The sequence below is a fragment of the Paenibacillus endoradicis genome (assembly GCF_024721975.1).
The window spans coordinates 208121-229697 of the sequence record NZ_JANQBB010000006.1 but is presented as its reverse complement, the minus strand read 5'-3'; the positions used below and the strand labels follow the sequence as shown (position 1 = coordinate 229697).

General features: G+C 38.7%; 20 protein-coding genes. 12 read left to right on the top strand and 8 right to left on the bottom strand.

The features are described 5' to 3' along the window. Window positions 1-127: 127 nt before the first annotated feature. Both NV377_RS19570 and NV377_RS19565 read right to left on the bottom strand, forming a co-directional pair. Window positions 128-739: a YqaA family protein gene (locus tag NV377_RS19570; protein ID WP_258202485.1), complete on the bottom strand. Its 612-nt coding sequence runs from the start codon at window positions 737-739 to the stop codon at window positions 128-130. Between the two features lie 170 nt (window positions 740-909). Further along, window positions 910-2022, bottom strand: coding sequence for an MGDG synthase family glycosyltransferase (locus NV377_RS19565; protein ID WP_258202484.1), 1113 nt, complete (start codon window positions 2020-2022; stop codon window positions 910-912). 262 nt (window positions 2023-2284) lie between these two features. Here NV377_RS19565 and kapB point away from each other — a divergent pair, with 262 nt between their 5' ends. Next, window positions 2285-2671, top strand: coding sequence for a sporulation phosphorelay system protein KapB (gene kapB, locus NV377_RS19560; protein ID WP_258202483.1), 387 nt, complete (start codon window positions 2285-2287; stop codon window positions 2669-2671). A gap of 263 nt (window positions 2672-2934) precedes the next feature. Here kapB and NV377_RS19555 read toward each other — a convergent pair whose 3' ends face one another. Then, complete coding sequence (locus tag NV377_RS19555) at window positions 2935-4287, bottom strand: stalk domain-containing protein (RefSeq protein ID WP_258202482.1); 1353 nt, start codon at window positions 4285-4287, stop codon at window positions 2935-2937. Window positions 4288-4585: 298 nt separating this feature from the next. On the opposite strand from NV377_RS19555, the gene gltB reads away from it, so the two are divergent. The 6 genes from gltB to NV377_RS19525 all read left to right on the top strand — a co-directional run bounded on the left by gltB (window position 4586) and on the right by NV377_RS19525 (window position 13090). Then, on the top strand, window positions 4586-9187 hold the full coding sequence (gene gltB, locus NV377_RS19550) for a glutamate synthase large subunit (RefSeq protein WP_258202481.1): 4602 nt from the start codon (window positions 4586-4588) through the stop codon (window positions 9185-9187). Window positions 9188-9585: 398 nt separating this feature from the next. After that, window positions 9586-9990: a GntR family transcriptional regulator gene (locus NV377_RS19545; RefSeq protein ID WP_258202480.1), complete on the top strand. Its 405-nt coding sequence runs from the start codon at window positions 9586-9588 to the stop codon at window positions 9988-9990. Between the two features lie 19 nt (window positions 9991-10009). After that, complete coding sequence (locus NV377_RS19540) at window positions 10010-10699, top strand: ATP-binding cassette domain-containing protein (RefSeq protein WP_258202479.1); 690 nt, start codon at window positions 10010-10012, stop codon at window positions 10697-10699. After that, entirely contained in the window at window positions 10696-11505 is an 810-nt protein-coding gene (locus NV377_RS19535; protein ID WP_258202478.1) for a hypothetical protein, read from the top strand. Before NV377_RS19540 ends, NV377_RS19535 begins: the two co-directional genes overlap by 4 nt. A 76-nt stretch (window positions 11506-11581) precedes the next feature. After that, window positions 11582-12811 (top strand): hypothetical protein, encoded by a 1230-nt coding sequence (locus tag NV377_RS19530; protein ID WP_258202477.1) that lies wholly within the window; start codon window positions 11582-11584, stop codon window positions 12809-12811. Between the two features lie 30 nt (window positions 12812-12841). Then, window positions 12842-13090: a hypothetical protein gene (locus NV377_RS19525; RefSeq protein WP_258202476.1), complete on the top strand. Its 249-nt coding sequence runs from the start codon at window positions 12842-12844 to the stop codon at window positions 13088-13090. A gap of 133 nt (window positions 13091-13223) precedes the next feature. Here the strand turns inward: NV377_RS19525 and NV377_RS19520 are convergent, their stop codons facing one another. Next, window positions 13224-13655 (bottom strand): bactofilin family protein, encoded by a 432-nt coding sequence (locus NV377_RS19520; protein WP_258202475.1) that lies wholly within the window; start codon window positions 13653-13655, stop codon window positions 13224-13226. Further along, window positions 13648-14658 (bottom strand): M23 family metallopeptidase, encoded by a 1011-nt coding sequence (locus tag NV377_RS19515; protein WP_258202474.1) that lies wholly within the window; start codon window positions 14656-14658, stop codon window positions 13648-13650. Before NV377_RS19515 ends, NV377_RS19520 begins: the two co-directional genes overlap by 8 nt. Before the next feature lie 214 nt (window positions 14659-14872). Here NV377_RS19515 and NV377_RS19510 point away from each other — a divergent pair, with 214 nt between their 5' ends. After that, the gene (locus NV377_RS19510) at window positions 14873-15085 is read left to right on the top strand and encodes a hypothetical protein (RefSeq protein ID WP_258202473.1); all 213 of its coding nucleotides are present in this window, start codon (window positions 14873-14875) and stop codon (window positions 15083-15085) included. Between the two features lie 298 nt (window positions 15086-15383). Here NV377_RS19510 and NV377_RS19505 read toward each other — a convergent pair whose 3' ends face one another. Beyond that, complete coding sequence (locus tag NV377_RS19505; protein ID WP_258202472.1) at window positions 15384-15695, bottom strand: dehydrogenase; 312 nt, start codon at window positions 15693-15695, stop codon at window positions 15384-15386. 135 nt (window positions 15696-15830) lie between these two features. On the opposite strand from NV377_RS19505, the gene NV377_RS19500 reads away from it, so the two are divergent. The 4 genes from NV377_RS19500 to NV377_RS19485 all read left to right on the top strand — a co-directional run bounded on the left by NV377_RS19500 (window position 15831) and on the right by NV377_RS19485 (window position 20291). Beyond that, window positions 15831-16439 (top strand): DedA family protein, encoded by a 609-nt coding sequence (locus tag NV377_RS19500; protein ID WP_258202471.1) that lies wholly within the window; start codon window positions 15831-15833, stop codon window positions 16437-16439. 56 nt (window positions 16440-16495) lie between these two features. Then, window positions 16496-17062, top strand: coding sequence for a thioredoxin family protein (locus NV377_RS19495; RefSeq protein WP_258202470.1), 567 nt, complete (start codon window positions 16496-16498; stop codon window positions 17060-17062). A 1-nt stretch (window position 17063) separates the two neighbouring features. After that, on the top strand, window positions 17064-17714 hold the full coding sequence (locus NV377_RS19490; protein ID WP_258202469.1) for an MBL fold metallo-hydrolase: 651 nt from the start codon (window positions 17064-17066) through the stop codon (window positions 17712-17714). A 402-nt stretch (window positions 17715-18116) separates the two neighbouring features. Then, window positions 18117-20291, top strand: a complete 2175-nt coding sequence (locus NV377_RS19485) for a Tex family protein (RefSeq protein ID WP_258202468.1) — start codon at window positions 18117-18119, stop codon at window positions 20289-20291. Between the two features lie 537 nt (window positions 20292-20828). On the opposite strand, the gene cmpA is transcribed toward NV377_RS19485, so the two are convergent. Both cmpA and NV377_RS19475 read right to left on the bottom strand, forming a co-directional pair. Next, a complete protein-coding gene (cmpA, locus tag NV377_RS19480; protein WP_258202467.1) occupies window positions 20829-20966 on the bottom strand; it encodes a cortex morphogenetic protein CmpA in 138 nt (45 codons plus the stop codon). A 109-nt stretch (window positions 20967-21075) separates the two neighbouring features. After that, window positions 21076-21432 (bottom strand): hydrolase/acyltransferase, encoded by a 357-nt coding sequence (locus NV377_RS19475; protein ID WP_258202466.1) that lies wholly within the window; start codon window positions 21430-21432, stop codon window positions 21076-21078. Window positions 21433-21577 lie beyond the last annotated feature (145 nt).

Here is a 21577-nt window from a genome sequence, read left to right as displayed (position 1 = left end):
ACTGTCGAATTACACATGCATCTTTTTCTGTTTGTATATAAAAAAATGAAATATAAAAAGCAGCTTCTACGGTGAGGATAGTCCCCTCCATGTTAGATGCTGCTTTTTATTAATTAGAATAAGAATATTACGAGTCCAAAGTTTGATTACTATTTTCTTGTAGTGCTAACGCTTTAAGCGCTTTTCGCTTCATTAGTTTTTTACGAACAAGGATGAAGGTAACAATGATCGGTACAGCTATTAGGAAAATATATAATGATACACTAGAGACCATAGATTCTGCTGCTTTACCATACATATAGAATAGAATCCCTACTGCGTAGAATTTAACCGCTCTACCAACTACTGCATAAGCCATTAATTGCCATAACGGATATTTCATTACACCAGACAATATCGTAAACACTTTAAATGGAATTGGGGTAAAAGCTCCGATTAATATAGCGCTTGAACCTCGCGTCGTGAAATAATGAGTAGCTTTTTCAATCCATTCAGGTTTTAGGAGACGTTGTAAAATAGCGGTACCAAAAAATCTACCTATAAGGTATCCTACTGGAGTACCAATCAAACAAGCAATAAAACCTATCGTTGCGAGCCATAATGCTGATTGAGGATGAGCCATACTTAAAGATACTTGGGTGAAAAATGCGGGAATAGGAAAAATTACGGCGTCTAGGAAGGAATGTATGGCTAATCCCCAAGGACCAAAACTTTCCAAAAATTTGAGAAATGCATCCATCTAAGCGTGCTCCTTTTATTGTATATCTTAACTCTCAACCAATATTAACATTGTTTGAAAAATAACAATCCTTTATTAGTAAAGTATATTCAGTGTAACATAAATACGGGACTAATATATGAATAATAAACAATACGATATACTCCATTATTGGTTTCAAAAAAACTGTACTACATGAATTGCAGTACAGCCTTAGGGCAAGCTTGCGGACAATAAGTACTGTCTCGCATTTCTTTAAGTTTTTTTCGATATTCTACTAAAGTTTGTTCCTGGTGCAATAATTTGAACCATCGATCAACGGTGTCATTTGAAGTAAGCATTTCGCCAAACCCCATATTTATAAAGTGATCACAATTTTCTTCTTCTTGTCCTGGAATGGGTTCATAGAAAAGCATCGGTAATGCTTTGTTAAATCCTTCAGTGCAAGTCATTCCACCAGGCTTTGTAACTAAAATATCACAGACATCCATTAATTCATTAATATAAGCGGTAAAGCCAATAATATGTATGTTGTGATGTTGGAATAGTGGATCATCCAACAGTTTTTTTCTCATGTCGTCATTGGAACCTACACAGATGATCAGTTGCGTTGTTTCTCTCCATTTGGTCATATAAGATAAAGCACTATCTTCATGAAGTAATCCCCAGCCACCGCCCATAATTAATACAGTAGGTAAGTTTTGAAGATGGAAACGAGAACGGATATGATCACGATCAATAGCTTTCCAAAATTTTGGGTGGATAGGAATCCCAGTTACAGAAATTTGGTTTTCTCTTACACCTTTATCAAGTAGTCGTTGCTTTACATTAGTAGTAGAGACTAGATATTGGTTAACCTCTTTATTTACCCAAGAACCATGTGCGTCGTAATCAGTAATTACTGTAATTAAAGGTGTCTTTATACGATGTTTTCTCAGACGAGAAATGATCATATTAGGAATAGGGTGTGTACATATAATAATATCTGGCTTTAACTGTTGCACGATTCTTAGTGCTTGTGTATAAAATAATCTATGGAGTGCTAGCTTAGTAATACCGTTCGCTGGTTTACGATAGTTACTTCGATACATCATCCCTACAACACCCGGCTGAGAACTAACCGTCTTACGGTAGGCGCTGATGATGAGCGGAGCTACTGTTGGATTGAGAAAGCTACCTAACTCAAATACTTTAGTTGAAAGATCAGGATTAAGTTGTTTTAATCCTTCACTAAGAGCATGAGCTGCTTGGGTATGGCCGGAACCAAAGCCTTCGGATAGCAGCAATACTCTTTTCTTACTCATAAATTCACCTTCTTTATATCTATCATATTACTTGCCTGCACAATGTTATACAAGTCCAGTTTATTCTGCTTGCTATTCATATCTTCTTCATTTACAGTAATTTTAAATGAAAAGTAAAAGTATATGCTTCCAATGTGACTTTTCATTCGTAATGAAGTGAATCAACAATCTAATGAAAAGTAGAAGTATATGCTTCCGATGTAACTTTTCATTCGCCATGAAGTGAATCAATAATCTAATGAAAAGTTGTAGGAGGTCCAAAATGGAACAGCAATCAGCGTATGTAATTGGTCAACTTGTACAAGCAAAGGTACGTACAGGTATTTATATTGGTGAAGTATATGAGATTTATTCTCCACGACTTGTTGTGAAAATACTTGCGGTTATTAAACATCCTGATCAAGGTGATTTACATAATCCTAATGAACCTGATGTAGCTATGTTTCATGAACGTAGAGCACTTAGTTACACAGAAAAAACGACGGTATTACCTAGAGATGTTCAACCATATAGTGGTTCAATTCCAGACTATAAAGAATCGTTACTTATAGCTGCCCATCAACAGTTGAATCAATTGCACAAACTCAATCAATGGACGGGGAAGAGTCTTGTCATCCTTAAAGAACTACTACAAGATTACGAGAAGTAGTTCAAAACATCCACTTGTGATCACGATGTAACACGCTGTTGCTTAGTCGGCATCGAATATGAAGCGAACTTGGGAAGTTTGGTACGCGTGTACCAGGTACGTACACTTGCGTTTCCTCCTTCCGCAAGTAGCGCTCCATCTTCTTGGTGCTGACAAGCGAAGGTTTTGATCCATTATTGGAAGAAGTAGTTCAAAAAGCAGATTCTGATAACAATGATTAGCGTTGTAGCTTATTCAACTGCGAATAAGCTACGAGGCGTTATTTAATTATTAACAAATACTAGTTTTTGTTTGCCCCAATATTGAACGAATAAGTCTAAACCTGAAGATAGAGCGGCAATTGGTACATACGTTTTATTTTCTTTACCGATAGTCTCTAAAAATACAGGAGCATCTAAAGGATATGATTTACCGTTAACGACATAAGTATTAGAACCAACTTTCAACTCCACTGTACGATTGTTTAATTGAACAGTGGCTGTCTGTGTTTTATTGCTCCATGATAGTTCTGCTCCAACTGCAGTTGTAATATCACGTAAAACAAGATAAGTACGACCATTAATAACTTTTGTCGGATAGTTACTTACCACGTCTTGGCCATTCACGATAACAGACAATGGATCTCCAGCTTTTCGTGCCGCTGCAGTTTTGAATTCTCCCCATAGCAAGTTACTATAGGCTTCCCCTAATTTTTGATACCCTGTAGCATTTGGATGTACATCTAATGTTACGATATCAGTTAAACCGATAGCATTTCCGTCTATAACACTGGCAGCATCAATATAATCAATGTGTAACCCTGATTTCTTGAAAACTTCAATAACGGTATCAAATTCTTTATTTAAGTTGGTTTGTGCTCCGATAAGTAATTCAGCTAAATCTTTTGGAACATCACCATAAAATACTTGGCCGTTGATTGTTAGTTTGGGAAGTGGAAGATATTGATTTTGGCTTGCAATAATAACATCGGGATTAAGACTTTGAATAGTAGTTAGAATAGCTGTCAAATTCTTTTTGTATTCGTCAGTAGATGTTTGTAGTTGGGTTACAAGTGCATTTTTCTCATCAGCACTCATAGAAGAGACGCTTTTCGTTAGGTCTAACCCTGCAAGAATGTTCAAAAAGTCATTTCCGCCAATAGCAAGTACGATAAGGTCAGCACCAGTAATGGACTCATATAGTGCCTTAGTGTCTCCAATTAGCGTATCCACTCTTGGATCGTTCAATCCTTGTTGTACGTCATTTGCAGTAATAAATTGTTGTTTCTCAGCAGCATTTAACCAATTTAATAATCCTTTTGAACGTAATCCCAATACTCCGTAATTCGCATAGGTTGCACGATTACCTTGAAACATGGCTTGTTCATAAACGATTTCTCCGAATCCATAAGGTACGGAAGTCGTATCAAACCCTTTTTGGTAACCAGCAGCCAAAGAATCACCTAAAACTACAACATTAAAATTATTTTTTTTCGTTTGTATTTTTCCGTTACTGATCAATGGTTGTTCAGCGTATGCAGAAATCGGAAAAAAGACAGAAAATACAAGTAATAGCGCGGTTATTGCGGCGATGACGACGCTTCCTCTGAAATTTTTAAACTGTAAATTAGTATACATAAAGTACAAATCCCTTCTAGTCAATTCCCTTGTGTATCAAGGTTTTTCGGTATATTCCCTCTATATTTATTATTCAAATAGTGCTAATATTATATTATTCCTAATCGTTGTTTAGATTGCTTTGTGTATTGATTGTGTGAAAACCACAAAAAATCACAATGTAATTTAGACAAGATGAACAATAAATATTGGGAGGTTGTAGGGAATAATACACTCTCTACTATTTTATAATAACTTTCCTTAAAGAAGAAGCAGTTAATTAATATTCTTTATTTTTAATATAGAGGGGAAATATACGATGAAAAACCAAACAGTTAGTTTACCTCCTAGACAAGGACTATATGACCCGCAATTTGAAAAAGATGCTTGTGGTATGGGATTTGTCGCTAGTATTAAAGGCGTAAAGTCTCATGATGTTATTAGTAAAGCGCTACAATTGCTTGAAAATATGGAGCATCGCGGTGGTCAAGGTAGTGAGCCTAATACAGGAGATGGCGCAGGGATATTAATTCAAATCCCACATGCATTTTTCGTAAGTGAACTTAATAAGGAAGGTATTGTTCTACCTGAACCAGAAAACTATGCAGTTGGTATGATGTTTATGCCTCAAAATGCAGAGGAACGTTCTGGTATCGAGGATAAATTAGCCTCCATTATTGCTGAAGAAGGTCAACAATTGATCGGCTTCCGTGAAGTTCCAACAAACGATGAGAAGCTTGGGAAATCTGCATTGTCTGTAAAGCCGTTTGTGGCTCAAGTATTTATTAGACGTAATGCTGCCCTTGCGGATACTCTTTCATTTGAACGAAAATTGTACGTCATTCGTAAACGTGCTGAGCTTGCGATTCGTTACGGAGAGCAAGCAGGTGGAGAGATGTTCTACTTCTCTAGTATGTCTTCCCGCAAAATTGTATACAAAGGTATGCTTACAACGGAGCAAGTTGGCTCATTCTATATCGAATTGAACAATGCTGCTGTAGAATCTGCTATGGCTCTTGTACATTCTCGCTTCAGTACAAATACATTCCCAAGCTGGGAAAGAGCACATCCATTCCACTATATGATTCACAATGGTGAAATTAATACATTACGAGGTAATGTGAACTGGATGCATGCTCGTCAAACATTGTTCGCAAGTGAATTGTTTGGTGATGATCTAGAAAAAATCAAACCAATTATTGCTCCGGATGGATCTGATACTGCGATGTTTGATAATACGTTCGAATTTTTATCGCTTGCAGGACGTTCTCTTCCGCATGTAGCTATGATGATGGTTCCAGAGCCTTGGTCTAACCACGAAAATATGGATAAAGATCGTAAAGCGTTCTACGAATATCATAGTTCATTGATGGAGCCTTGGGATGGTCCAGCAGCAATGGGCTTTACAGATGGAGTGCAGATCGGTGCAATGCTTGACCGTAATGGACTACGTCCAGCTCGTTACTATGTAACAAAAGATGATCATATCATTCTAGGATCTGAGGCAGGCGCAGTACCAGTTGCCCCAGAAGATATCGTATATAAAGACCGCCTACGTCCAGGTCGTATGCTTCTCGTGGATACAGCGAAAGGTTGTATTGTACCGGATGAGGAGATAAAAGCAATGATTGCTGCTGAGCAGCCTTATCAACAGTGGCTTGATGAGCATCTTGTTGCTTTAACTGATTTGCCAGATGCACCTACGTTGCCGGAAGTTCGTAAAGAAAGCTTGCAACAACGTCAACAAGCTTTTGGCTATACTTACGAAGAAATTCGTAAAGTAATGGAGCCGATGGCACTTGGTGGTCAAGAACCTTTGAGCTCAATGGGCTATGATGCGCCACTAGCGGTGTTATCAGAGCGTCCACAGATGCTCTATAACTACTTCAAACAATTGTTTGCACAAGTAACTAACCCGCCAATTGATGCGATTCGTGAGGAGCTTGTTACATCGACTATTACGACAATAGGACCTGAGCGCAATTTATTGAATCCAGAACCAGAAAGCTGCCGCCATGTGAAATTAGACACGCCATTCTTGTCTAATGAACAATTTGCTAAGCTACGTCATATCCGTCGTGAAGGATTCAAAGCAATAACTATTCCAATGTTCTTCCCTGCTGGTAGCGGGGCTACTGGAATTGAGACAGCTTTGGATGAGATGTTTGCTGCAGCAGATCGTGTTATTGAGAAAGGTCATAACTTAATTATTCTATCTGATCGTGGCGTCAATCAAGAAAATGCGGCAATACCAGCATTGCTTGCTGTATCTTCCCTTCATCATCATCTTATTCGTACAGGTACTCGTACAAAAGTATCGATTCTACTTGAATCTGGTGAACCTAGGGAAGTACATCACTTTGCATTATTGCTTGGATACGGTGTTAACGTTATTAACCCTTATCTTGTATATGAAACATTTGAAGATATGGTTGCCAATGGATCAATGCGCGGCGTAACTTATGAAAAAGCTGTGAAGAACTACATTAAAGCAGCGACTAAAGGTGTAGTTAAAGTATTATCCAAAATGGGTATTTCCACTATTCAGTCATATCGTGGTGCTCAAATTTTTGAAGCAGTTGGGTTACAAGAAAGTTTGATCGAGAAATATTTCACTTGGACTCCATCTAGAATTGGCGGTATTGATCTTGAGCAAATTGCTAAAGATGCTCAAAATTCACATGATCGTGGATTTGCCGCACAAGAAGGTGCTGAAAGTGAACTTGATTCTGGCGGTGAATATCAATGGAGACGTGATGGTGAGGATCATCTACTTACTCCACAGACAATTCATACACTTCAAACATCAGCTCGTAACAATGACTATAAATTATACAAAAAATTCTCAACCCTAGTTCAAGGTGAGAACAAAAAGCACCTTATGTTGCGTTCTCTAATCGACTTCAAAACAGACGGTCAATCTATTCCACTTGAAGAAGTTGAATCGGTAGATTCCATCGTGAAACGTTTCAAAACAGGTGCAATGTCATATGGTTCTATTAGCCAAGAAGCTCATGAAAGCTTAGCTATTGCAATGAACCGTCTTGGTGGTAAATCTAATACAGGTGAAGGTGGAGAACATCCATCACGCTTTATTGCTGATGAGAATGGTGATCTACGTCGTAGTGCGATTAAACAAGTTGCGTCTGGTCGATTCGGTGTAACGAGTCATTACCTTGTTAATGCTGATGAAATTCAGATTAAGATGGCACAAGGTGCTAAACCAGGGGAAGGTGGTCAACTTCCAGGTCAGAAAGTGTATCCTTGGGTTGCGGAAGTTCGTGGTTCTACTCCAGGAGTTGGTCTTATCTCACCTCCACCGCATCATGATATTTATTCAATCGAGGATTTGGCTGAATTAATTCATGACTTAAAGAATGCTAACCCTCGTGCCCGTATTAGTGTGAAGCTAGTGTCTGGTGCAGGTGTTGGAACAATTGCAGCAGGCGTTGCAAAAGGTCGCGCTGATCTAATTATGATTAGTGGTTATGACGGTGGTACAGGTGCTTCTCCTATCGGATCTATTCGTCATGCTGGTCTTCCTTGGGAGCTTGGACTTGCAGAAACACATCAAACATTGATGTTGAATAACTTACGTGATCGGATCGTACTTGAATCTGACGGTAAAATGATGAATGGTCGTGATGTTGCCATTGCTGCATTACTTGGTGCAGAAGAATTTGGCTTCTCCACAGCTCCACTCGTTGTTCTAGGTTGCGTTATGATGCGCGTATGTCAATTAGATACTTGCCCAGTTGGAGTAGCTACGCAAAACCCTGAGCTTCGTAAAAAGTTCACGGGTGATCCATCGCATATCGTAAACTACCTGCGTTTTATTGCTGAGGAGTTACGTGAAATTATGGCGGAGCTTGGCTTCCGCAGCGTTCAAGATATGGTTGGTCGCGTAGACCGTCTACAAACAAAGGTACTTGCCGATCATTTGAAAACTAAAGGTCTTGATCTGTCTGCAATTTTACACGAGCAACAGCCTGCTGAAGGTTCTACTCGTTACAATTCTAAGGTGCAAAATCATGGACTAGAGCTTTCACTTGATGCTAGAGAACTTATCCCGAATGCAACAGTGGCACTTGAGAATGGTGAACAAGTTCGTGGTACGTTCCCAATATTGAACACAGACCGTGTTGTTGGTACAACGCTTGGTTTTGAGGTCACTAGTCGCTATGGTGCGAAAGGACTTCCTGAAGATACAATCTGGTATCAATTTGTCGGTACAGCTGGTCAATCATTCGGTGCATTTGTTCCGAAAGGGATTACGCTTTCCGTTGAGGGTGATACGAATGATTACTTCGGTAAAGGACTATCAGGTGGTAAAATTATCGTAGCGCCATCTAAACGTTCTACATTTGTTGCTGAGGAAAATGTTATTACTGGTAATACAGTATTATATGGTGCAACTGGTGGAGAAGCTTATATTCGCGGTATAGCTGGTGAGAGATTCGCAGTTAGAAACTCAGGTGCTAATGTAGTCGTTGAAGGTGTTGGTGACCATGGCTGTGAATATATGACTGGCGGACGTGTAGTGGTTCTAGGTGAGACAGGACGTAACTTTGGTGCTGGTATGTCTGGTGGCGTAGCTTACGTATACGATCCAGACCGTCTATTATTAAGCCATAGTAATCTAGAAATGATTCTTCTTGAGCATATCGAAGAGCATGAAGATGTTGAAGAACTTCGTTCAATGTTACAGAAGCATGTCATTTATACGGAAAGTGAAGTAGCTTCTCGTATTCTAGGTGAGTTTAATGCAGAGTTGAAAAACTTTGTTAAAGTCATTCCGAAAGATTATAAAAAAATGCTACAGCATATTAAATCAGCACAGCAAGAAGGTCATGCTGGTGAAGATGCATTGCTAGTTGCTTTTGAATCAAGTAAAAAAGAATTACTACTAGCTGTGAAGTAAGATGGTTAGCTGTTGAAATACGATGCTTCATTCAGTAAAGAGATAAATCATCTCAATAATATTGAGATGATTCAGAGGCTGTAGTCAAACTAGTAAAACTAGTTTGATTACAGCCTTTTTGTTTGATTTTTTTCAAAACCCAAAATCCTAGATTCCAGATGTTAGTTCTGAAACCCGTAAATCACAGACTCGAGATGCTTCTAGCGTAGATCCATGATCTTAAATCTGTATATACACAAGCAGGATCATATGTACAGAAAGATTACGTAAATTACTAAAAATAGATATCATATATATAATAATCCAACAATTGACATAAAAGTGTATTAAGTGCATAATACAGTTAAAGTGTATTAACTGCTTAATACATACACTCAATAAGAATGAGAGGTCATCGTATGAAAGAAAGTGGAGTATGGACAGAGGTTACTTTCAATAGTCGGGACCCACTCTATTTGCAGGTCATCCGTCACTTTAAGGAGCAAATTGCAATCGGGAAGCTTCAAGCGGGACAAGTAATTCCTTCTCGGAGAGAATTAGGAGCTCAGATGAAAATTAACCCTAATACAGCACAACGAGCCTATAAGGAGATGGAAGAGCAGCTATTAATTATTACAGAAGGAAATTTGCCAAGTAGGATTACAAATGACGCACGAGTTTTACAAGATATTCGTGCAGAGCTACTTAATGATGCGGTAGATAGCTTCTTCTTATCTGTACATAAAATTGATGTTTCACTCGAAGAATTAATTGAATTAGTAACTAGTAAGTACGGAGTGGCTCGTATATTAGATACAAAATAGATGGAGGGGAAGAAGAAATATGATTGAGGTTACAAATATTTGTAAGCAACGTATGAGGAGAAAGATACTTAACGGCGTTACATTTAAAGCGGAAAAAGGGGAAATTACTTGTCTTATAGGAATAAACGGTGCTGGAAAAACGACAATTATGAAAGCGATAATGGGTTTGACCCCACTAAAAAGTGGTTCAATCCAAATTGATGGTCAATCACTTAGTAAGGAAATTTATGAAAAACTAGCTTTTGTGCCCGATCATCTAACCATGCCACTCGGAATGCGATTATTAGAGGGTGTTGCATTTATGGATGAATTTTATAATAGTTGGAATTCAGAGCGTGCTACTGAACTAATGAGTTTCTTCAAGCTAGATCCCAAAGAAAGAATTGGGAATTTATCTAAAGGGACTGCGGCAAAGTATAGTTTATTACTGGGCTTAAGCCAAAATACTGATTATATACTGATGGATGAGCCATTCTCGGGGATTGATATGTTTAGTAGAGAGTCCATTGCTGAAGTGTTTTCAAGCCACTTAATAGAGGAACGTGGTGTACTTTTAACCACTCATGAAATCAATGATATGGAGCATCTATTCGATAAAGCTGTACTGCTACAAGACGGGATCGTTCATAAGGAATTCGATTGTGAAGAAATGCGCATCAGTGAAGGGAAGTCCGTCATTGATGTGATGCGGGAGGTATACCAACCTTGAGTAGATATTTAAAGCTTGTACATATGGAAATTCATCGATTCAGATATATTCTCGCGGTCTTGATGGGCATTACAGCAATTTTGCAAATAACCGGACTTATTATAGCTTTGCCGAGTGACCTAAAGCACATGGGCTTCGTAGACGGCCAATACACACTTAAACCGCTGTCGTTTGCGTGGATAATATTTAATTCGCAGCGTTGGTTCATTATTCCGATGTTAATGTCTATTGCGGTACTAGCTATCTATGTTTTTCTCATTTGGTATAGAGATGTGGTGGGGCGATCTACATTTATGTATCGGTTGTTGATGCTGCCAACAGCTAGGCGCCATATCTATTTGGCAAAAATTACAGCTATTTTTCTTTTTGTTTTAAGTCTGTTATCTTTTCAAATGCTCTTACTCTTTATGGGAAATATCATATTCAAGCTCATTGTTCCCGCAGACTTACGAGTAGAGTCGTTCTTCTCAGAGATTATCAAATCTAACCAAGCACTGAAAATATTATGGCCACTTGATTTTGAGCAATTTTTATATGTATATGGGCTAGGTTTTCTTGCCATAATCGTGATTTTTACGGCTATCTTATTGGAGAGATGTTATCGAGGAATTGGTATTTTGTACGGTATTCTCTATATTACAGCTTGTATTCTACTGTTCTTACTTACTTATTTTTTAATAAACTCGTACGAATCTTATTTATATCCTGGTGAAATGTATGCTACTGTAATGTCCCTGTGTGGAATAGTATTAGTGGTCTCGTTACTACTCAGTTTCAGACTTCTATCTAAAAAGATTACAGTGTAAATCGTTGTTTCCGGTGTAACTTATTATTTGCAAGGGAGCCTATTAGAAGGATATCAAGAAGTTTAGGGGGATTAGCTTGAAACGTTATTTATTTTCGGTAATATTCGCGTTGTTAGCGGTCGGAGGCGTAGGGATCGGCTATATTTATAGCTCCATTGATCATTTGCCTAAATATAAGCTAGCTACCATTCAAGGTGATCCGAGTGAAGGGAAAGTAATAGAACTTTCGGGCCACTATTTGCCTTATATGTTTTCGGATGGGTTAACTGTGAAGGCAGAGGGTAGTAAATATTATTTTAAAAAATCCAATTTACGTAGTGGTATGTTAGATTACCGTTCTTGGCTTTTAGATAACACAGAAGTAAAGCAACTTATAGTGGATTATCGTCAGTTCATGCGAGGTAAGGATAGCATGGAGCGTATGTACAGTGATGAAGAATGGCTAATTTATGTAGATTTTATACAAAAAAGTAGCGGTCCTTTGATTGGTGAAGGTACACTAAGGCTTAGCTCGATAAATAAATCTTCCAAGCTAATAACAGAGTATGAATTAACGCTAAATGAGAAAGACGCTTTCGGATTTGGTGTGAGAGATGTACAGCTAATTGAGGGAGATCTTCATATTTTAATGACTTTATACTTCGATGAAGGGAAAAAACATCGAGTGTATGATTACATTGTTGATTTTAAAAATGGTCAGTTGAAAGGTACGAACAAACTTATTATTAATGATAGTAATGTCGACATTAACACTAATAAAGATAATTATTTATTCCAAGTGTCAGCAATAACCGAACTTGCATACATCGTTCCAAGTGACTTTATTGTATTAAGGGAATACGAGGAAAAGATTATTAATGTTGATGGAAGTAATTCTTATACAACGGAAAGGGTAAGTGAGAGTTATTATACTTATTCTTATAGAAACGGTGAAATTTCTCAAATTCCATTTGAGAGCAGTGAAAACAGTCAGGGTATTCTAACCGACAAAGTCTTCGTCTATGCAAATGTAAATGATAAGGAGATCTCGCTGTCGAGCTATAATCTTTTAACTGGAGAGTATAAAACGAATGAGCCAGTCATTACAGCTAGTAGTTTGGGTATAACGAGCATCGGGAATTCAATAATGGAAGACAACAGACTGTACGTCCTACTCGAGCGTAATAACATTCCAATGGCTGCAACAGTAGATATTCATAATGGAGAGGTTCTATACATTGGCGAAGTCGTTTATGATGGACCAGATTCAGAAGCGAAGGATGCCATGGAAAAACTTCGATTATTAAATATTAGGATTAATCGATAGATAAGAAGATTAGTAAACGAGGCATGATGCATGTATTCAACCATCAGTTTGAATAAGAAAATTGAACAATTAAGAGGGCTAGAAGACCACGGTTATTCCATTGCTCATTATCTCCTTATGGATGACGAACTAGCTGCGGAAGCGTTAAAGGTGGCTTTACTTGAAATAAGCAATGATATTAGTTTTTTTGATTTATCCCTCAAAGCTCAGCAAACGATACTTCAAAGGATAGTGACAAGAGAAGTATTTAGACTTACAAATAGACAAATGATGGGATGACGTCAGCAAAAGGTTTTATAGATATGAAAACAAGGTATTGGGAGCTGATCTATTCGCTCTCAATACCTTGTATATTAGTAAAGTAGTATGTAGATTTCTTGATGCGATAACATCAACATTTATAGTCCTGTAATTAACCTGCTTGTTTTGCTTTACGGTTTTCCGCTTTGTTTTCAAGGTTTTTATTAATTGATTCCACATCTGCCGTATTTACTTTGTTTGCAACACTGATCATCTTACATTCTCCATTAAAGTTAGCGCCTTCTTGAACGATAATAGATTGTACAATTGCATTGCCAATTAGCTGTCCTGATGGAGTAATAATGAGTCTGCCAGTAACCGTCACATCGCCATGTAATTGACCTGCAATCGTTAGATTCAAGCATTTAATCTCTGCCTTAGCGACTCCGTATTCTCCGATAATGATTTCACTTTGTGACGTAATTTCCCCGTGAAATTCACCTTCAATCCGAAGATTAGCCTCTGTCTGAATATTTCCTTCAAAAATCGTTCCTTGCCCAATTAACGTATCGGTTGCCGTAAGACGTTTCGTTTCTTTAAACATTGCTTTCCTCCTCAATATGCTTTTGATTGTTCAGAAAGGGTAGGGGTGAGACTGGAACATTTTTTTGAACAATTTGAAAATGTAAATGCGTACCCGTGCTTTTCCCTGTATTTCCCATTAATCCAATCTTTTCACCCCTAACGACGATATCACCTTCGCTAGCAACGATTGTTTCTAGATGCATATATATAGTTTGCAAATCATGTAAGTGTGAAATGACAATGTAGCGGCCATATTGATTGTCATATCCAGTCTCAATGACCTCACCATCTGCAGCGCTAAAAATGGTATCGCCTTTCTTTCCTGCAATATCAATACCTGCATGAAAACGTGATTGACCTGAAAATGGGTCACTTCGATAACCAAAACCTGAAGTAAGTTGCGTAGCTGAAGTTGGCCAAAGATTAGGATATGCATCTACCTCTTCGCGGACCTTGCTCGCTTGACGTAGCGTTTGTTGCATAGAGATACCCATCGACTCGATATAGTCACTCATTTCTTGTAGTGGAGCATTGGCTTGATATGCCATCGTAGCTATGCTGTAGGAAGATTGCTGTTGCCCCTGTAAGTTACCATCATCTTCGATAATGCTTCTATCTAAACTAATAGGAACTTCTTCTCCATACGTTTGGATAAATTGTTGAAGTTGTGCCTCAAGCAATTGTAATTCATCAAGCTTTGCATCTATTTCTACTTGATTTTGTTGTAGGCTAACAAGTTCGGATTGTAATGTGTTGATATAGCTGTCTTTATTATTTATTTCCAAGCTATGCTCGGAAAGCATTGTATCGTATTGCCGCTGTAGTAAAGATTGCTGTTGCTCGATCCGTTTAAGTTCGGAAGCGGCTTGCAGTTGTAGACCGACTACGCAACTGGTCACTACAGCTATGAGAGCGACTGGTGTAGCAATAAGAGATCGCTTTGTCACGTTAAATTGTTTCACAGACTGATCAGGCCCGCGCATCAATAGAAACGACCAATTTGAGTTCTGCTTATGCCTCACACAAATACTCCTTCCGTCTTCAAACTTTCTTAAAAATTAGAACGTTCTATCACTATTTATTCTGAGAAACTATAAAACATGCCATTAAGCTACAAAGTTGTCTGAAAGATTCTGTTTATCGGCTGCATGAACTAGCTAGAAATTGGAGAAATTAGCGATAGAAATTTGATTTGATTCCAAGATTAATTGGAATAACTTAGAGGAGGATGGATGAATGAATAACTCATTTCGAAACGATGGAGAACGTAGAAAGCAGGAAGAGGAGATAATAACACATGAGCATGGAGGACGGGAGCATTATGATATGGATGTTGACAGAATGGTCAACGAGGGGCTTGGTGCAGGGTATGTAACTGAGCATAATGGATTAGTAGATGAGACAACTACGGATTCGATGGGGATTATTGTAGAGCAGGATTTAGAGTAAGGTGCTTATTGTCCGCTGCGATGAGTCGTGGGAGGGTTATAAAGTTAGTTTAAACTGCAAGGTAGTTTAGAATATCAATAGGATAAAGAAAAACTTACTTTAAACTGTGGAGCGTGCTGGTTCGTTGATAAATTAAAGAAAACAGTTACCTTATCTCAGAAAGTGATGGCAATAAAAATAAGCGTAGTACCGTTATGGTGGCTGCGCTTATTTTGTATGAGAAAAATTATTTAATTATATACGCCTATGGATCGGGAGAACTAATGGGATGTTCTTTATCTAAGTTTCGTATATTGGATTAGCCACCGTAAGCTTCGCGAAATGCATTTGCGAATGCTATGCGATCAACTTCTAGCACAGCAACTAGCTCATCGCATACGTTCTCTTCCCACCACTCCACTTGTTTCTTGCGATTACTTCGGTTTTCGTGAAGCCAAACCGCATGATTTACGACTTTTTTGTAATAGATTATTTCTGCTTCCTCTACTTTTTCAGGGGAAATGTATACTTTAAGTCGTTTAATCGTTCGATATAACTCTGCTTGGCATGATCTACGAATTTTCCTCGCAGTAGGTAATTGAGGGCTATGATTAGTAACTTGATGTTTCATTATGAGTTCAGCTCCTTCTATAATACTTAACTCATAATATGCAAGTATAATTAGGCTGGTCACTCAATGAAATTGGAAGCATGTCCGCTGGTGTGGTAGAATATCGTTTAGTAATAGAACTGATGGGGGATGAAAATGGAAAATTGGATAACAGAATTTATGGAGCAGTTTGGTTACTTAGGGATTTTATTTTTGATCGCACTTGAAAACGTGTTCCCACCGATACCGTCTGAAATAATATTGACTTTTGGTGGATTTATGACAACAAAAACAGAACTGACGCCAATTGGTGTAATCGTAATCGCAACGTTAGGTTCACTTATTGGAGCAATTATCTTATATTATATCGGACGTATACTTGATGTTGAGAGATTAGAAAAGATTATTGATCGATGGGGAAAATTTTTACGGGTAAAGAAAGAAGATATTAGGCGTGCTGATGCATGGTTTGATAAACATGGTAATTGGGCTGTGTTCTTATGTCGTATGGTTCCATTAATTCGCAGCTTGATTTCTATTCCTGCTGGAATGTCGGGTATGAAGCTTGTACCGTTTCTTCTATTTACGACACTTGGAACTTTAATTTGGAACACAATTCTAGTCACACTTGGAGCGATGCTCGGCGATCGTTGGGAGGATATTGTTGCATTTATGGATGTATACTCCAACATTGCGTATGGATTAATTGCAATATGCGGTATTGCATTTATTATTTTCTACATTCGCAGATTCCGCAAAAATTAGTTATAATTAAGTGAATTGATTACAATGAATGATACATTCGGAAAGAGGTATATATAATGAGCAAAAATGTAGCGAGTAAAATAGGTAATGGAATTAGCCCTGAACAGTTTATTGCAGGAATGACGAAAAATAAAGAACAATTTATTTCATGGAAAGAAAAATTCCAATGGCCTTCTGAAGAAGATAAAGCTTTCTATGAATCGTTGAATAACAGAGATGATCTTCGTTGCTTAATCGTAATGGCAGATTGGTGTGGCGATGCTGTTCGTAATATTCCAGTAGTATTTAATGTGCTTGAAAATAGCGGAATTCCAATTGATGTGCTAATTATGGAAGACCATCTTGATACGATTGATCAATTTCTTACATACGGTGGTCGCTCTATTCCGATCGTAATTATTGCTGACACTGGTGGAGTTGTACTAGGACAATGGGGTCCTCGTCCGAAACATGTGCAAGAAGTTATGGCCCAATTCAAAGCAACTAACCCTGACCGTGAAGCTGCTGATTATGCAGAACGTATGGCAGTTGTGCGTGCGGGTATTATGGCACAATATGGCGAAGGTACTGGTTATCAAACTCATATCGTCACTGAATTACGTGAAGTATTGGAGAGCGTTTAATATGACTACACCTACATTCCAAATTAATAGCTTTTCATTAGGTCCACTTCAAACCAATTGCTATTTGCTCACGGTTCAAGATGAATCTACTGGTGAGAAGCGAGGAATTATTATTGATCCTGGTATGAATCCGAAGCGATTAATCGAGAAAATTCAAGGTGTTCATATTGAAGCTATCTTATTAACCCATGCTCATTTTGATCATATGGGCGGTGTTGATGAGGTACGTAAATTTGCTAACTGTCCAGTATATATTCATGATCTCGAAGCAGATTGGTTAACTGACCCTCGTAAAAATGGGTCTATGCGCTGGCAAGATGTAACGGAGCCGCTATCTACTGATCCAGCAGAATTTGCACTAGACGAAGGTCAAGTGTTGGAACTAATCGGGCATTCATTCAAAGTACTTCATACACCAGGCCATTCACCGGGTAGTGTCAGCTTCCTATGTGGTGATCACATCTTCTCAGGAGATGTTCTGTTCCGCTCATCTGTTGGTCGTACTGATCTTCCGGGTGGTAAAGAAGTTGATCTATATAACTCTATTCAAAATAAATTGTACAAGCTTGACGATGCAACGATTGTATACTCAGGACATGGTCCAAAAACAACAATCGGTTACGAAAAAGCTAACAATCCATACGTAAAATAACAAACATGAGAAGCATTCCTAACAGCAAGCTAGGGATGCTTCTGTTCGCATAAAGAGAACGTAGAGAAGCGAAGCGCGGAATGTTCGGAATTGGTACATGAGCACTGTAGCGATCGATGAATGATAAATTCGAAGCCGAATAGTCACCTAGGAGTAGCGTCGCAATCACAATCCAATATTTTGAATAAAAAGATATAAGTTCAACATTTTGGATTGTAAGTGTTAAGAAGTTGACATGAAGCTAGAGAAGCGAAGCGCGGAATGTACGAAATTGGTACATGAGCACTGTAGCGATGGATGAATGACAAATTCGAAGCCGAATAGTCACCTATAAGTAGCATCGCGATCACAATCCAATATTTTGAACATCATCTACAATGAGATAAAGGAAGAGGTACCTACATGGAAACTAACACCCACCACATGATAAGCGAGATCGCTAAGCAATTAAATATCCCTCAAAGCAAAGTTAAATCAGCCGTGAGCTTGTTAGACGAAGGAAATACAATTCCATTTATCGCACGTTATCGTAAAGAGATGACAGGTGAGCTAGATGAGAATCAGTTACGTGACATTGAAGAAAAATTACAATATATGCGTAATCTTGAGTCTCGCAAACAAGAAGTTCTTAGACTGATCGAAGAGCAGGGCAAGCTAACTGAAGAACTTGCAGTTGCAATTAATAAGAGTGTGAAATTGCAAGAAGTAGAAGATCTATATCGCCCTTACCGCCAGAAACGTAAGACGAGAGCAAGTGTGGCCAAAGAGAAAGGGCTTGAACCGTTTGCAGAGTGGTTGTTAGCTCAGAGTAGTCATACTGCTCCGTTGGTTGAAGCTGCTCGTTATATCGACGCTGAGAAGGGCGTAGAGAGCGCAGAAGATGCATTGGCAGGTGCAAAAGACATTATTGCTGAGCAATTCGCAGATGATGCAAAGATTCGTACATGGGTACGTACGTTCACATTTAACAATGGTATATTGAAAACGATAGCGAAAGACGCTGAAGCGGAATCAGTATATGAAATGTACTACAATTATCAAGAGCCAATTAGTAAGCTACCTCCGCATCGGATTCTTGCGATTAATCGTGGGGAACGAGAAGAAATTTTGAAGGTTAGTTTCGAATTAGATAGCGAGCGAATTGAACAATATATGCACAGACAGACTGTGAAGCGGGATGCTTCTTCAAGTTCCGGTATTATTCAAGTGCTTCAAGAAGTAATTGTCGATGCATACAAGCGTCTTCTAGCTCCATCTATTGAGCGAGAAGTAAGGACGGAGCTGACTGAAAAAGCAGAGGTTCATGCGATAGATATATTCTCAGAGAACCTTCGTAATCTATTATTACAGCCTCCTGTTCGTGGCAAACGTGTACTAGGAGTCGATCCTGCTTTCCGTACCGGTTGTAAACTTGCTGTTATTGATGATATTGGGAAAATGCTTGAAGTTGGCGTCTGCTACCCAACAGCGCCGCATCATAAAACAGCTGAAGCCGAAAAGCAAATAAGCAAATTAATCGATACGTACGATATTGAGCTTATTGTAATTGGAAATGGTACAGCTTCACGTGAGACGGAGCAATTTATCGCAACATTGATTAAAAATCATTCAAAAGCAACACAGTTGAAATATATTATTGTGAATGAAGCAGGAGCAAGTGTGTATTCAGCATCCAAATTAGCTGCAGAAGAATTCCCTGAGCTTGATGTTGCCGAGCGTAGTGCAGTGTCGATTGCAAGACGTCTTCAAGATCCATTAGCTGAGTTAGTGAAAATCGAACCAAAAGCAATTGGCGTCGGACAGTACCAGCATGATGTTAGTCAGAAGAAGCTTGATGAGACACTTACTGGAGTTGTAGAATCAGCAGTTAACCATGTTGGTGTAGATGTGAATACAGCCTCCGCATCACTATTATCTTATGTAGCAGGTATTAATGGCACAATTGCTAAAAATATTGTGAAATATCGTGATGAGAATGGCCGCTTTGTTAAACGTGCTCAGCTGCAAAAAGTTCCTCGTTTGGGTGCGAAATCATTTGAACAATGTGTAGGTTTCTTGCGTATAGCTGAAGGTGAGCAACTGCTAGATAATACCCCGATTCACCCAGAGTCTTATCATGTCGTGAAGGCACTATTGAAAGAAATTGGAATGAAGGAACAAACAGTTGGTAGTGAGCAATTGGCATCCGAACTAAAAGCGTTGAATGTGGAAGAGATAGCGGCTAAGTTAGAAGTCGGTGTGCCGACTATGAAGGATATCGTTGATAGCTTGTTGCGACCGGGCCGTGATCCGCGTGAGGAGTTACCAGCTCCAATATTCCATACGGATGTTTTGAATATCGAAGATTTGACGAAAGATATGGAATTGCATGGTACTGTGCGTAACGTTATAGACTTCGGCGCATTTGTCGATATTGGATTGAAAAATGATGGGCTTGTCCATATTTCTCAGCTAAGTGATCGCTTTGTAAAACATCCGATGGATGTAGTTTCGGTAGGAGATACAGTGACGGTATGGGTACTAGAAGTTGATATGAAGCGAAATCGTGTGGGGCTAACAATGAAAAAACCTCACTAGATAATGTAGTTCAACTCGGTCGCTTGTGATCATGATGAGTATGCAGAAGTAGCGTATTCGACGGCGAATATGCCATTCATAGGAAGCCTGTGTGTGCTCGTGTACCAATAACGTACACTGTGCTACTCGTTTCCTAGCTTCATGTCATCTTCTTGGTGCTGACAAGTGATCGATTTGAACTTTTATTAGAAGTGGTAGTTCAATTCGATCGCTTGTGATCACGATGAGTATGTAGAAGTAGCGTATTCGACGGCGAAGATGCCATTCATCGGAAGCCTGTGTGTGCTCGTGTACCAATAACGTACACTGTGCTACTCGTTTCCTAGCTTCATGTCATCTTCTTGGTGCTGACAAGTGATCGATTTGAACTTTAATTGGAAGTGGTTATTAAACTCGGTCGCTTGTAATCACGATGAGTATGTAGAAGTAGCGTATTCGACGGCGAAGATGCCATTCATCGGAAGCCTGTGTTACGAAGTAAGCCCAAAGCTACTATGGCTTTGGGCTTTAATTTTGTTTATTTTTGGAATCAGTGATCTAGTTAGAATCAACTTCAGAATTTACATGAAAGTTATGGGTACGATAGAAATACCAACAATCATTAAGTAGACGAATTTGCCGACTATCACGTGTTAAGAAGGCTTTCATCAATTGATTACGAAGCCAATGAGGCATGATCAGTTCCTCCCTCCAGCCTAGGCGATGATGATTCATTACCATATGGCAATTGGAGATTATAGGTGTCTGTCTACCTAACAAATATGACCTGTATTAAAAGTTGAAATTATTCTTGATCTTCTAATTCTTCATACCATTGTTCAAGTTGAGCTTGAAGTGCACGGATCTCAGTAAGTAAAGAAATTAGTGGGTATGATTTTTCTTTGACAGCTGCAAAGTCTGCTTCAAGATCATTAATATAATCAAGACCGGATTGAATGTGTACGAAATCAGTATGTAATTCTACTGCATCACATTCAGCAACTGCATAAGGTAAGTTTGGAACTTCTTCTGCAGTCAGCTTGTCGATTTCTTTACGAAGTCGCAAATTCAATGCGCTTAATTGATAAGCGTGAGTTGCGGGCATTTCTATGAATGTTAGCTTAGTTTGTTGTTGCATTAATACGTAGCGCATAGTAGCCATAATAAATTGGTACTCTCCCCTCAAATAAAAGCATGTCCTACTTGACAGTGTAGCCTATTGTTAGCTTACAATTCAAGTAGTTAGATGATGCTTTTGATGTGGCTTTTTGTTCGTGCAGAAGTGTAGAAGTAAGCTGCAAAATATT

Excerpts from the sequence above, each read along its gene's own strand:
- NV377_RS19570 (WP_258202485.1), bottom strand. The coding sequence starts at position 739 with ATGGATGCATTTCTCAAATTTTTGGAAAGTTTTGGTCCTTGGGGATTA.
- NV377_RS19565 (WP_258202484.1), bottom strand. The coding sequence starts at position 2,022 with ATGAGTAAGAAAAGAGTATTGCTGCTATCCGAAGGCTTTGGTTCCGGC.
- kapB (WP_258202483.1), top strand. The coding sequence starts at position 2,285 with ATGGAACAGCAATCAGCGTATGTAATTGGTCAACTTGTACAAGCAAAG.
- NV377_RS19555 (WP_258202482.1), bottom strand. The coding sequence starts at position 4,287 with ATGTATACTAATTTACAGTTTAAAAATTTCAGAGGAAGCGTCGTCATC.
- gltB (WP_258202481.1), top strand. The coding sequence starts at position 4,586 with ATGAAAAACCAAACAGTTAGTTTACCTCCTAGACAAGGACTATATGAC.
- NV377_RS19545 (WP_258202480.1), top strand. The coding sequence starts at position 9,586 with ATGAAAGAAAGTGGAGTATGGACAGAGGTTACTTTCAATAGTCGGGAC.
- NV377_RS19540 (WP_258202479.1), top strand. The coding sequence starts at position 10,010 with ATGATTGAGGTTACAAATATTTGTAAGCAACGTATGAGGAGAAAGATA.
- NV377_RS19525 (WP_258202476.1), top strand. The coding sequence starts at position 12,842 with ATGTATTCAACCATCAGTTTGAATAAGAAAATTGAACAATTAAGAGGG.
- NV377_RS19520 (WP_258202475.1), bottom strand. The coding sequence starts at position 13,655 with ATGTTTAAAGAAACGAAACGTCTTACGGCAACCGATACGTTAATTGGG.
- NV377_RS19510 (WP_258202473.1), top strand. The coding sequence starts at position 14,873 with ATGAATAACTCATTTCGAAACGATGGAGAACGTAGAAAGCAGGAAGAG.
- NV377_RS19505 (WP_258202472.1), bottom strand. The coding sequence starts at position 15,695 with ATGAAACATCAAGTTACTAATCATAGCCCTCAATTACCTACTGCGAGG.
- NV377_RS19500 (WP_258202471.1), top strand. The coding sequence starts at position 15,831 with ATGGAAAATTGGATAACAGAATTTATGGAGCAGTTTGGTTACTTAGGG.
- NV377_RS19495 (WP_258202470.1), top strand. The coding sequence starts at position 16,496 with ATGAGCAAAAATGTAGCGAGTAAAATAGGTAATGGAATTAGCCCTGAA.
- NV377_RS19490 (WP_258202469.1), top strand. The coding sequence starts at position 17,064 with ATGACTACACCTACATTCCAAATTAATAGCTTTTCATTAGGTCCACTT.
- NV377_RS19485 (WP_258202468.1), top strand. The coding sequence starts at position 18,117 with ATGGAAACTAACACCCACCACATGATAAGCGAGATCGCTAAGCAATTA.
- cmpA (WP_258202467.1), bottom strand. The coding sequence starts at position 20,966 with ATGCCTCATTGGCTTCGTAATCAATTGATGAAAGCCTTCTTAACACGT.
- NV377_RS19475 (WP_258202466.1), bottom strand. The coding sequence starts at position 21,432 with ATGGCTACTATGCGCTACGTATTAATGCAACAACAAACTAAGCTAACA.